The 12,010-nt window shown below is 60.1% G+C and carries 8 protein-coding genes; 4 read left to right on the top strand and 4 right to left on the bottom strand.

Annotated elements, in window-relative coordinates:
- Positions 1-16: 16 nt before the first annotated feature.
- Complete coding sequence (gene xdhC / locus ACOYXE_RS13270) at positions 17-874, top strand: xanthine dehydrogenase accessory protein XdhC (protein ID WP_405122019.1); 858 nt, start codon at positions 17-19, stop codon at positions 872-874.
- 13 nt (positions 875-887) lie between these two features.
- On the top strand, positions 888-2,192 hold the full coding sequence (gene guaD, locus ACOYXE_RS13275; protein WP_405122020.1) for a guanine deaminase: 1,305 nt from the start codon (positions 888-890) through the stop codon (positions 2,190-2,192).
- Positions 2,193-2,277: 85 nt separating this feature from the next.
- On the opposite strand, the gene ACOYXE_RS13280 is transcribed toward guaD, so the two are convergent.
- The gene (locus ACOYXE_RS13280) at positions 2,278-3,042 is read right to left on the bottom strand and encodes a GntR family transcriptional regulator (RefSeq protein WP_007918375.1); all 765 of its coding nucleotides are present in this window, start codon (positions 3,040-3,042) and stop codon (positions 2,278-2,280) included.
- 356 nt (positions 3,043-3,398) lie between these two features.
- Here ACOYXE_RS13280 and ACOYXE_RS13285 point away from each other — a divergent pair, with 356 nt between their 5' ends.
- The gene (locus ACOYXE_RS13285; RefSeq protein ID WP_160057071.1) at positions 3,399-4,589 is read left to right on the top strand and encodes a benzoate/H(+) symporter BenE family transporter; all 1,191 of its coding nucleotides are present in this window, start codon (positions 3,399-3,401) and stop codon (positions 4,587-4,589) included.
- Between the two features lie 242 nt (positions 4,590-4,831).
- Here ACOYXE_RS13285 and ACOYXE_RS13290 read toward each other — a convergent pair whose 3' ends face one another.
- Positions 4,832-5,176 carry a YggL family protein gene (locus ACOYXE_RS13290; protein ID WP_160057070.1) on the bottom strand — a complete coding sequence of 115 codons (345 nt, stop codon included), beginning with the start codon at positions 5,174-5,176 and terminating at the stop codon, positions 4,832-4,834.
- A 233-nt stretch (positions 5,177-5,409) separates the two neighbouring features.
- Here ACOYXE_RS13290 and dacB point away from each other — a divergent pair, with 233 nt between their 5' ends.
- Positions 5,410-6,870, top strand: coding sequence for a D-alanyl-D-alanine carboxypeptidase/D-alanyl-D-alanine endopeptidase (gene dacB, locus ACOYXE_RS13295; RefSeq protein ID WP_160057069.1), 1,461 nt, complete (start codon positions 5,410-5,412; stop codon positions 6,868-6,870).
- Between the two features lie 119 nt (positions 6,871-6,989).
- Here the strand turns inward: dacB and ACOYXE_RS13300 are convergent, their stop codons facing one another.
- Together ACOYXE_RS13300 and rlmKL are read right to left on the bottom strand one after the other, a co-directional pair.
- Positions 6,990-9,371, bottom strand: coding sequence for a sensor domain-containing diguanylate cyclase (locus ACOYXE_RS13300; protein WP_160057068.1), 2,382 nt, complete (start codon positions 9,369-9,371; stop codon positions 6,990-6,992).
- Between the two features lie 145 nt (positions 9,372-9,516).
- On the bottom strand, positions 9,517-11,787 hold the full coding sequence (gene rlmKL / locus ACOYXE_RS13305; RefSeq protein WP_095047738.1) for a bifunctional 23S rRNA (guanine(2069)-N(7))-methyltransferase RlmK/23S rRNA (guanine(2445)-N(2))-methyltransferase RlmL: 2,271 nt from the start codon (positions 11,785-11,787) through the stop codon (positions 9,517-9,519).
- Positions 11,788-12,010: the final 223 nt, after the last annotated feature.

Below are 12,010 nucleotides of genomic sequence, written 5' to 3' on the forward strand. Positions count from 1 at the left end.
GTTGTAGGGGTGAACTATGTACAACTGGATCGACGCCCTCGCCGACCTGCAGAACCAGGGCGAGCCCTGTGTGCTGGTGACGATCATCGAAGAACTCGGCTCGACGCCACGCAACGCCGGCTCGAAAATGGTCATCAGCGCTAATCAGAGTTTCGACACCATCGGTGGCGGGCATCTGGAATACAAAGCCATGCAGATCGCCCGCGAGATGCTCGCCAGCGGCAAGCAGGACACCCATCTGGAGCGTTTCAGCCTCGGCGCCAGCCTGGGCCAGTGCTGCGGCGGCGCCACCGTGTTGCTGTTCGAACCGATGGGCCAGGTGCAGGCGCAAATCGCTGTGTTCGGTGCCGGCCACGTTGGCCGCGCCTTGGTGCCGTTGCTCGCCAGCCTGCCCTGCCGGGTGCGCTGGATCGATTCGCGCGAGGCCGAATTCCCCGAACACATCCCCCACGGCGTGCGTAAAATCGTTTCCGAAGAGCCTGCGGATGAAATCGATGAGCTGCCCGCCGGCAGTTATTGCATCGTCATGACCCACAACCATCAGCTCGACCTTGAACTCACTGCCGCGATTCTCAAGCGAAACGACTTCGCCTACTTCGGCCTGATCGGTTCGAAGACCAAACGCGCGAAGTTCGAACATCGTTTGCGTGATCGCGGTTTCGACAGCGGCGTCGTGCAACGCATGCGCTGCCCGATGGGCATCGGCGAGGTCAAAGGCAAACTGCCTGTGGAAATCGCCATCTCCATCGCCGGCGAAATCATCGCCACCTACAACGCCAACTTCGGCCAGCAGACTGCCAGCGCCGAACCGATTGCCAAACTGCTGCCGGTGTCGCGGCGCAGTCAAGCCACCAAACTCAAAGCCTCAAACTGATTAGAGAACCCTCATGCCTCTGACTCGCAAAGCCTACCGCGCCGCCATCCTGCACAGCATCGCCGACCCTGCCGAAGTCGGGATCGAAGCCTCCTACGAATATTTCGAGGATGGCCTGCTGGTGGTCGATGGCGGCAAGATCAGCGCCCTTGGCCACGCCAGTGATTTGCTGCCGACGCTGCCGGCAGACATCGAAATCGAGCACTACCAAGACGCGCTGATTACTCCGGGCTTCATCGACACCCACATTCACTTTCCGCAAACCGGCATGGTCGGTGCCTACGGCGAGCAATTGCTCGACTGGCTGAACACCTACACCTTCCCGTGCGAAAGCCAGTTCGGCGACAAGGCCCACGCCGACGAAGTCGCTGACATTTTCGTCAAGGAGCTGCTGCGCAACGGCACCACCACCGCACTGGTATTTGGCAGCGTGCACCCACAGTCGGTGAACTCGTTGTTCGAAGCGGCCGAGAAGCTTGACCTGCGGATGATCGCCGGCAAGGTGATGATGGACCGCAACGCGCCGGACTATCTGACTGACACCGCCGAATCGAGCTACGTCGAGAGCAAAGCGCTAATCGAGCGCTGGCACGGCAAGGGCCGTTTGCACTACGCAGTGACCCCGCGCTTCGCGCCGACCAGCACCCCGGAACAACTGACCCTCGCCGGGCAACTGCTGACCGAATACCCGGATCTGTACATGCAGACCCACATCAGCGAGAACCTCAAGGAAATCGAGTGGGTCAAGGAGCTGTTCCCGGAGCGCAAGGGCTACCTCGATGTTTACGATCACTATAAATTGCTCGGCGAGCGCTCGGTGTTCGCCCACGGTGTGCACTTGTGCGACGACGAATGCGCGCGACTGGCAGAAACCGGCTCGGCGATCTCGTTCTGCCCGACCTCGAACTTCTTCCTCGGCAGTGGCCTATTCAACTTGCCGATGGCCGAGAAGCACAAGCTCAATGTCGGCCTGGGCACTGACGTCGGTGGCGGCACCAGTTTCTCGCTGCTACAGACACTGAACGAAGCGTACAAAGTGATGCAGCTGCAAGGTGCGCGACTGAGCCCGTTCAAGTCGCTGTATCTGGCGACACTGGGCGGTGCGCGGGCGCTGCGCCTGGAAGACAAGATCGGCAATCTGCAACCGGGTTCCGACGCCGACTTCCTGGTGCTGGATTACCACGCTACGCCGCTGCTGAGCTACCGCTTGAAGCAGGCCAACAACATTGCCGAAACGTTGTTTGTGCTGATGACGCTGGGTGATGACCGCACGGTGCAGCAGACGTATGCGGCGGGTGCGCTAGTGCATCAGCGCTAAGCTTTTTCCAAGGCATAAAAAATCCCCCGGTGGTGTTCACCCCGGGGGATTTTTATTGCCTGTCAGATCGCCTTCGCGAGCAGGCTCAGAGCTTGGCCGCTGGGCGCCCCGGTTTCTTGGTCTGCAACAAATGCGAGAACACCGCATGCAAGTCATCCGACGCACCCTCCTCATCGAGGTTGAGCTTGCTGTCGATGTGATCCATGTGATGCATCATCAGATTCACCGCCAACTCACCGTCGCGCTTCTCGATCGCGTCGATCAACTGGGTGTGTTCGTCATACGAGCAGTGCGAGCGGTTGCCGCTTTCGTACTGGGCAATGATCAGCGACGTCTGTGAAACCAGACTGCGCTGGAAGCTGATCAACGGTGCGTTCATCGCCGCTTCCGCGAGTTTCAGGTGGAATTCGCCCGACAGACGAATACCGGCACCACGATCGCCACGGGAGAAGCTGTCGCGCTCGTCGTTGACCATCTGCCGCAGCTCGGCGATCTGCTCGGCGGTGGCGTGTTGCACCGCCAGCTCAGTGATCGCACGCTCCACCAGACGGCGGGCGAGGAACACCTGTCGCGCCTCTTCCACACTCGGGCTGGCAACCACGGCGCCACGGTTCGGCCGCAACAGCACCACACCTTCATGGGCCAGACGCGAGAGCGCGCGGCGAATGATGGTGCGGCTGACCCCGAAGATTTCCCCCAGCGCTTCTTCGCTCAATTTTGTGCCGGGCGCCAGACGCTGTTCGAGGATGGCCTCGAAGATATGCGCGTAGACAATATCGTCCTGGGTTCCGCTGCGGCCGGCTTTGCCTGCTCGCGGTTGTTTCTTGAGGGGTTGCAACTGTTCGTTCATGGGCACTCGAGTCGGGAGAACTGCGGCGAATAGACCGTGACTGTAATACGGCACAGTAGGTCGCTGGCAAGTATCGCGTAAAAAACAGCGCGATTGTACACAATGGAAGGTGGCAACACGACTGTACGGCTGTTTGTGACTTCGGCTGTATTGCAACGATCCGTTACGATTGAGTTTAGGCTTGATCACAGAATCCGCCTTCAGTGCACATTTCCCTGTAGGAGTGAGCCTGCTCGCGATGGCGGTGTGTCATTCAATAATAATTCGACTGACACACCGCCATCGCGAGCAGGCTCACTCCTACAAGGGATCGCGTCAAAGGGGACATCTTTATCTGTATAAGGAACACCGTTGTCATGAACGACGCCACCCACACTCGACTGCGCCCTCTGGCCGACACCTCGCCCTCGGCGATCGTCGCCGGTTTCATTGCGATGATGACCGGCTACACCAGCTCACTGGTGCTGATGTTCCAGGCCGGGCAAGCGGCGGGCCTGACCAGCGGCCAGATTTCTTCGTGGATCTGGGCGATTTCCATTGGCATGGCAGTGTGTTCGATCGGTCTGTCGCTGCGCTATCGCACGCCGATCACCATCGCCTGGTCGACGCCCGGCGCGGCCCTGCTGATCACCAGTCTTGGCGGTGTCAGCTATGGCGAGGCCATCGGCGCCTACATCACTTGCGCGGTGCTGGTGACGATCTGCGGGCTGACCGGCAGCTTCGAGCGGCTGGTAAAAAAGATTCCGGCCTCTTTGGCGGCGGCATTGCTGGCAGGGATTCTGTTCAAGATCGGCAGCGAAATCTTCGTCGCCGCGCAGCATCGTACCGGGCTGGTACTGGGGATGTTTTTTACCTATCTGCTGGTCAAGCGTCTGTCACCGCGCTACGCCGTGCTCGCCGCGCTGCTGATCGGCACCGCGCTGTCGGGCTTCATGGGCTTGCTGGATTTCAGCGGTTTTCATCTGGAAGTGGCGACGCCGGTATGGACGACGCCGCACTTCTCGCTGGCGGCGACCATCAGCATCGGCATTCCATTGTTCGTGGTCGCGATGACCTCGCAGAACATGCCCGGCATCGCTGTCCTGCGCGCCGATGGCTACAACGTACCGGCCTCGCCGCTGATCACCACCACCGGTATCGCCTCGCTGCTGCTGGCGCCGTTCGGCTCCCACGGCATCAACCTGGCGGCCATCAGCGCAGCGATCTGCACCGGGCCGCACGCCCATGAAGATCGCAACAAGCGCTACACCGCGGCGGTCTGGTGCGGGATTTTCTACGGGATTGCCGGGGTGTTCGGCGCGACATTGGCGGCATTGTTTGCCGCGCTGCCGAAGGAACTGGTGCTGTCGATTGCGGCGCTGGCGTTGTTCGGTTCGATCATCAATGGTTTAAGCATTGCCATGACCGAGGTGAAGGAACGGGAAGCGGCGTTGATCACCTTTATGGTCACGGCCTCGGGGTTGACGCTGTTTTCCATTGGTTCGGCGTTTTGGGGGATTGTTGCGGGGGTGCTGACCTTGCTGATCCTCAATTGGCGCAAAGCTTAAGGTCAAAAGCCCCTCACCCTAGCCCTCTCCCGGAGGGAGAGGGGACTGACCGCGTTGTATGCGGGAGTTATAGCGACGCGGGATACCGAGTCGAACTCAAATTTTGAACAGCCCACAAGTCGGCTCCCTCTCCAGGGGGAGAGGGCTGGGGTGAGGGGTAGACTCACCACAAATCCCAAACCGCCCCCCCAAACCCCAGACGAAAAAAAACGGCGACCCTCAGGTCGCCGTTTTTTTCAGTATCACTTAGCCGCGTTGATCGGCTTTTCCGGATACCAAACGTCCAGCAACGGGCTGACGTCATACTTGGTCAGCTCGGAGCGGGTTTTCAGCCAGGCTTCAACGGCAGCGCGCTGCTCTTCGTTGACCGAGCCACGCTTCTGCAGGCAAACCAGACCGAAGTCGTCGCCGCCAACATAACCCAGACCATTGGCTTCCATGGCTTCTTTGATGAAGGCTTCGAGGAAAGCGTCAATGGCTTCTTCGGACAAGTCTTCTTTGAAGTCCAGGTTCAGTTCGAAACCCAGCTCTTGAAATTCATCAACGCACAGTTTTTTGCGCAGACGCTGGGAACGGTTAGTCGCCATTGGAACAATCCTCATAAGTATTAACGGCCGGCACTTTACCAGTTTAAGCCGTCGATTGCCCGACTCTCTGGCCCCTGAAGCCGACCGCCTGTAAAAAAATAACGTATTGGCCGGCCCCGACAAGGCACAAGCTGTAACACCTTGGGGCATAATGCCGACACTTTCATGACCGCTGAGGGCTTTTTCATCCATGTCCTCGTTATTTTCCCCTCGACTGTAGGGTTTTATTTCATATGATCAAATCGTTGCGTCCTCTATTGCTCGCTGGCCTTCTTCTGCCTCTGGCCCTGCCTGTTTCTGCTGCCACCATCAATACTTCCCTGACCCCCAACGTTGAAAAAGCCCTCAAGGCGAGCAAATTGCAGCCCAGCGCCCTGTCGCTGGTGATGGTGCCGCTCGACGGCCCGGGCACGCCGACCGTGTTCAATGCCGACGTTTCGGTCAACCCGGCCTCGACCATGAAACTGGTGACTACCTACGCGGCGCTGGAAATGCTCGGCCCCAATCATCAATGGAAGACCGAGTTCTACACCGACGGCGACCTCAATGGCGGCATCCTCAACGGCAACCTCTACCTCAAGGGTGGCGGCGATCCGAAGCTGAACATGGAAAAACTCTGGCTGCTGATGCGCGACCTGCGCGCCAACGGCGTGACCCAGATCACCGGCGACCTGATCCTCGACCGCAACTTCTTCGTGCAGCCGGTGCTGCCGGAATTCAACGATGACGGCAATGACGAGAACAAACCGTTCCTGGTCAAACCGGATTCGCTGCTGGTCAACCTCAAAGCCCTGCGCTTTGTTGCCCGCAACGACAATGGCCGGGTACTGATCTCGGTTGAACCGCCGATTGCCAGCATCCACATCGCCAACACCGTTAAAGCCCTGCCCTCCAAACAATGCACCGGCGGCGTGCGCTACAACCCGGTGCCAGAAGCTGATGGCAGCGTGACCGTGACCGTGGCCGGCCAGTTGGGCGAAGGTTGCAGCTCGCAGACTTACCTGTCGCTGCTCGACCACGCGACCTACACCGCCGGCGCCGTGCGGGCGATCTGGAAAGAACTGGGTGGCAGCATTCAGGGCAAGGATCGTCTGGCCTCGACGCCGGGCAACGCCAAGCTGCTGGCCCGTGCTTACTCGCCGGATCTGGCGGAGATCATCCGCGACATCAACAAATACAGTAACAACACCATGGCTCAGCAATTGTTTCTGAGTCTTGGGCAGAAATTCCGCAACGACGCCGACGGTGATGACGCGAAAGCCGCACAACGTGTGGTGCGCCAGTGGATGGCGAAGAAAGGCATTACTGCGCCGCACCTGGTGATGGAGAACGGCTCCGGCCTGTCCCGTGCTGAACGGGTCAGCGCCCGTGAAATGGCAAGCATGCTGCAAGCCGCCTGGCACAGCCCGTATGCCGCCGAGTACATCAGCTCGCTGCCGATCGCTGGTACCGACGGCACCATGCGCAAGCGTCTGAAGACCACGGCAATGCGCGGTGAAGCGCACGTCAAGACAGGTACTTTGAACACTGTGCGAGCGATTGCCGGTTTCAGCCGTGATGTGAATGGCAACACTTGGGCGGTGGTGGCGATCCTCAACGACAAGGCACCGTTTGGGGCATCGTCGGTTCTGGATCAGGTGCTGCTCGATCTGTACAAACAGCCGAAACTGGCGCAGACCGCTTCGGTCCTCTGATCACCGCGGCCCCCTGTAGGAGTGAGCCTGCTCGCGATAGCGTCAGTTCAGGCATATCAAAGTGACTGACATATCGCGATCGCGAGCAGGCTCACTCCTACAAGGGTTTAGCGTCGCGGCTAACTCATCTGCTCGACGCGATCACGCCCGCGCTGCTTCGCCATATACACACCCGAATCCGCCCTGAGCAACAGTGCATCCGCGCCCTCCTCCGGTCGCCAACTGGCGATCCCGAAACTCGCCGTGACCACGCCGACCACATCCACCGGCGCACTGCGCAAACCCTGCCACAACTCAACCGCCAACATGTACGCGTGTTCGCCGTCGATGTCCGGGCACAGCACCATGAATTCCTCGCCGCCCAAGCGACAGAACACATCGGTGCGCCGCAATCGATGGCCGATCCGCTCGCACACCGCTTGCAGCACGCGGTCGCCCACGGCATGGCCGTACTGATCGTTGATGCGTTTGAAATGGTCGATGTCGAGCATGATCACCGACAGCTCGCCGCCGCCGCGCTCGACCCGGGCCATTTCCGTGGTCAGGCGTTCCTGAAAATAGCGGCGGTTGTGGATGCCGGTCAGCGAATCGGTCACCGACAGCGCACGCAGTTCTTCTTCCACGCGTTTCAGGTCGGAAATATCCGAGATATAGCCGTGCCACAGCACGCCGCCGCCCGGCAGTTCCTCCGGCGTCGCCTCGCCGCGCACCCAGCGCAGGCCACGTTCGGGCAGTTGCACGCGGTATTCCTCGCGCCACGGGCTGAGGCTGTCGGCCGAGGCGCGAATGGAAGAGCGCACACGAGTAACGTCCTGTGGATGAATGCGCGTGAAGATCGCTTCGGCGTTGAACAGCAGCACGTCCGGCTCCAGCTCGTAGATCTCGCGGATGCCGTCGCTGGCGTAGATCACACTGAAGCGTCCGTCGAATTCCATCTTGAACTGATAGATGCCGCCGGGTACGTGCGCGCTGAGTTTCTTTAGCAGCACGTCGCGCGCGGCCAGCACTTCGTGCACGCGCTTGCGCTCGGTGATGTCGATGCAGATCGCCAGATGCCCGACCCATAAACCCTGCTCATCGAGCACCGGGGTGGCCAGCATGTTCACCGGAATATGGCTGCCATCGCTGCGCACCAGCGTCCACTCGCGGGCCTCGTGGCCGCCGACTTCGCCGCCCTCGACCAGCATCGCGTGGCAGGTCGGGATGCTTTTACCGTAGCGCGCACTCAATTCGGCAGCACGGGCCGTCAGCTCACGGGGCAGGTGCAGGTTTTCCAGGGTCATGTGACCGACCACCTCGGCGCTGCTGTAGCCGAGCATTTGTTCGGCGCCTGGGTTGAAGGTATTGATCACACCGCGCAGGTCGGTAGCGATGATCGCCACCTGCGTCGCCGCATTCAGCACGCCGCGCAACTGACCGTGGGTGCCGCGCAGCTCCTGTTCGCTGGCATGCAGTTCCTGTGTGCGCAATTCGACCATGCGCAAGGCGCGCTGGCGCTGACTGACCAACACATAGAGCAAGGCGCTGAGCAGCAGACTGAGCAAGCTGCCCAGAATGATCACACTGCCGACCGACGAATGGTTGGCCTGAACGAACGCGTCGCTCGGCAGAATATCGACCTGATAATCATGATCGGCCATGCGCACCAAGCGCGTGGCAGTCAGGTCGCTCGGCGCCGGTTCATTGGTCGACTCGAACAACACCTCGTGCTGATCATTGGTCGACATGTCGAGAATGCGCACCGACAGATAGTCATGGAAGGCATCCGGCAAACCGTCGGCCAGCAACTGACGCATGCTGATCACCGCCATCACGTAGCCGAACGATTGGCGCTCGCCACTGCGGCTTACAGGCGCGACGAGCAGCACACCGCGCGCATAGGACGGCTCGATGCTGACCAGATGCATCGGTTGCGATACTGCCAGACCGCCGAGCCTGTCGGCGCGTTGCAACGTGTCGCGGCGTAAAGGTTGCGCGAGCAGGTCATAACCCAACGGTGAGCCGAGCCGACTTTGCGTCTGGCTATAGAGCACCGGCACATAGGCATCGCGCACGCCAGCCAGTTGCAGCTCGCCCTGTGCATTCAGTTCACGCAGGGTGAAGTTACTCAGGCCTTCGTCACGCACCCGTTGCTCGAACGCAGCGCGCTCGGCACCGCTGACCTTGAGGGCAAACGAATAGGCCTGGGTACGCATTAATAAGGGTTGGGTGTAACCGTCGAATTCGGCGCGGGACACCGATTCAGAGTTGGCGAAGAAGCGGCGCAGGCCGTCGAGGCGTTGCTCCTGATCCTGAAAGCGTTCTTCGATGCGACTGTAACGTTCGTTGGCCAGAAGTTGAAAACGCTGACGGGTTTGTTGCTGAAACTGATTGAGGGTGGCCCAGGCGAGCAGCCCCGTGAGAATCCCGCCGGCGAGCAATACCAGCAGCGCGACCAGCCAGGCCGAGACGTCTTCGCTGATGAAACCCAGAATCTTTGGGCGCACGGGGTGCAACGACATAAAGACAACTCACTACGCCAGCATTTACGGGAAAACCCCATTGACCGTGTGTGAGTTATAGCTATTAGCCACTAATTTAGCTAGCGCGGGCAGATCCACGGAGCCTTTAAAAATCAAGGCTCTGTGGATCCAACCCGGCAAAGCGTCAACGAGCCGTGATTTTCCAGGCGCGGTGGATCTTGGTGTTGCGGGCGAAATCCGGATCGATGGTCTGCGCACTGATTTCCTCGACCGCGTAACGCTCGGCGAGGTTTTCTTCCAACTGGAACTTGCGGAAGTTGTTGGAGAAATACAGCACACCGCCGGTTGCCAGACGGGCCATGGCCAGGTCGATCAACTGCACCTGATCACGTTGCACGTCGAAGATGCCTTCCATGCGCTTGGAGTTGGAGAACGTCGGCGGATCGATGAAGATCAGGTCGTACTCGTCACGGCTGCTTTCCAGCCACGCCATGACATCGCCCTGCTCCAGACGGTTCTTGTCCGAGTAGCCGTTCAACGACAGGTTGCGGCGCGCCCAGTCGAGGTAAGTCTTCGACAGATCGACGCTGGTGGTGCTGCGCGCGCCGCCCTTGGCCGCGTGTACGCTGGCGGTCGCGGTGTAGCAGAACAGATTGAGGAAGCGCTTGCCGGCGGCCTCTTTCTGAATGCGCATGCGCATCGGGCGGTGGTCGAGGAACAGACCCGTGTCGAGGTAGTCGGTGAGGTTGACCAGCAACTTCACGCCGCCCTCGCTGACTTCATTGAACTTGCCCTGTGCAGCCTGACGCTCGTACTGCTTGGTGCCGCTCTGGCGTTCGCGGCGTTTGACCACCACGCGGCTCTTGTCGACGTTCAGCGCCTGCGGAATGGCGGCCAAGGCGTCGAACATGCGCGCCGAGGCTTTTTCCGGATCGATGGATTTTGGCGCGGCGTATTCCTGGACGTGCACCCAATCGTGGTACAGGTCGATGGCCATCGCGTACTCAGGCATGTCGGCATCGTAGACGCGGTAGCAATCGATGCCTTCGCGCTTGACCCACTTGCCCATGGCCTTGAGGTTCTTTTGCAGGCGGTTCGCAAACATCTGCCCGCCTTCGCTCAAGCGCGGTTGCTCGATCACCGGTGCCGGGGCTGGCGTCGGTTTAATCGGGTTGCCGTTCTTGTTGAATTTGCGCTCTTGCGGCTCGTCCGGAGTCTGGTCGTAAGCCGCTTGCTCGCGCTCGGCCTGACGCTGTTCCGGGGTACGACGCTCGCCGGTGACGAACTGATCCGGCAGCACTTTGATCAACAGCAGTTTGCACGGCAGTGCGCCGTTCCAGAACGAATACTGTTTGTGGCTGCGAATGCCCATGCGCTTGCCCAGATCCGGCGCGCCGGTGAATACCGCCGCTTCCCAATTCAGGCAGGCCTGACGCAGGCGCTCACCGAGGTTCTGGTAGAGGTACAACAGGCTGGCTTCGTCACCGAGACGCTCGCCGTACGGTGGGTTGCAGATCACCAGACCTTTCTGGTTCTGATCCGGACGCGGCTCGAAGGTCGCGACTTCGCCCTGGTAGATCTTGATCCACTCGCTCAGGCCGGCACGCTCAACGTTGTTGCGACCCGGTTGAATCAGACGAGGGTCAGCTTCATAACCACGAATCCACAGCGGTGGCTTGGCCAGACCGGCAGCGGCGCGTTCGACGGCTTCTTCATGGAGTTTTTTCCACAGCGCCGGGACGTGACCGAGCCAGGCGGTGAAACCCCACTGCTCACGACGCAGGTTCGGCGCCATGTCGGCGGCAATCATGCCGGCTTCGACGAGGAACGTACCAACACCGCACATCGGGTCAGCCAGTGCGCCGCCTTCGGCAGCAATGCGTGGCCAGCCGGAACGGATCAGGATGGCTGCCGCGAGGTTTTCCTTCAGCGGTGCCGCACCTTGCTGCAAGCGATAGCCGCGCTGGTGCAGGCTGTGGCCGGAGAGGTCGAGGGAGAGAATCGCTTCGCCGCGATCCAGACGCAGGTGAATGCGCAGATCCGGGTTGAGCTTGTCGATCGACGGACGGTCGCCCTGTGGGGTGCGCAGTTTGTCGACGATGGCGTCTTTGACTTTCAGGGCACCGAAGTGGGTGTTGTCGATGCCTGAGCCGTGGCCGCTGAATTCAACGGCCAAGGTACCGTCGCTGAGCATGTGATCCTGCCACTCGATGTCGAGCACGCCGTGGTAGAGGTCTTCAGCGTCTTTCATCGGAAAACGCTTGAGCACCAGCAACACACGGTTGGCCAGACGCGACCAGAGGCACAGGCGATAAGCGGTTTCCATGGTCGCCATGCCACGCACGGCGGAAGTGTGCTCGCGCGCTTCTTCAAGGCCAAGCCCGACGGCTTCCTCGATGAGCAGGCCTTCAAGGCCTTTAGGGCAAGTGAGGAAGAGTTCGAAACGGTCGGACATGGTATTTCCAGAGCCTTTGGCTAGTGAATCGGCAACGCATTGCCGATCCGGTTTTCAATCAGGCGCTTTTCTAAAAGAACGCCCGTGTGGCACGAAGGTGTGCCGTTCCATCCCCGCTGCTCGGGTTAAAAGAGCTTAGATGCCGGGACAGATAAAAAAGTTGATGCAACAAAAAGTCTTAAAGCGACCCTTCGTCGCTTTATACCCCAGCGCAAACGTGGGT

Source organism: Pseudomonas sp. MC6 (assembly GCF_054790575.1).

What these genes read in the sequence shown, in the direction of transcription:
- xdhC (WP_405122019.1), top strand. Translation starts at nt 17, where the DNA reads ATGTACAACTGGATCGACGCCCTCGCCGACCTGCAGAACCAGGGCGAG.
- guaD (WP_405122020.1), top strand. Translation starts at nt 888, where the DNA reads ATGCCTCTGACTCGCAAAGCCTACCGCGCCGCCATCCTGCACAGCATC.
- ACOYXE_RS13280 (WP_007918375.1), bottom strand. Translation starts at nt 3,042, where the DNA reads ATGAACGAACAGTTGCAACCCCTCAAGAAACAACCGCGAGCAGGCAAA.
- ACOYXE_RS13285 (WP_160057071.1), top strand. Translation starts at nt 3,399, where the DNA reads ATGAACGACGCCACCCACACTCGACTGCGCCCTCTGGCCGACACCTCG.
- ACOYXE_RS13290 (WP_160057070.1), bottom strand. Translation starts at nt 5,176, where the DNA reads ATGGCGACTAACCGTTCCCAGCGTCTGCGCAAAAAACTGTGCGTTGAT.
- dacB (WP_160057069.1), top strand. Translation starts at nt 5,410, where the DNA reads ATGATCAAATCGTTGCGTCCTCTATTGCTCGCTGGCCTTCTTCTGCCT.
- ACOYXE_RS13300 (WP_160057068.1), bottom strand. Translation starts at nt 9,371, where the DNA reads ATGTCGTTGCACCCCGTGCGCCCAAAGATTCTGGGTTTCATCAGCGAA.
- rlmKL (WP_095047738.1), bottom strand. Translation starts at nt 11,787, where the DNA reads ATGTCCGACCGTTTCGAACTCTTCCTCACTTGCCCTAAAGGCCTTGAA.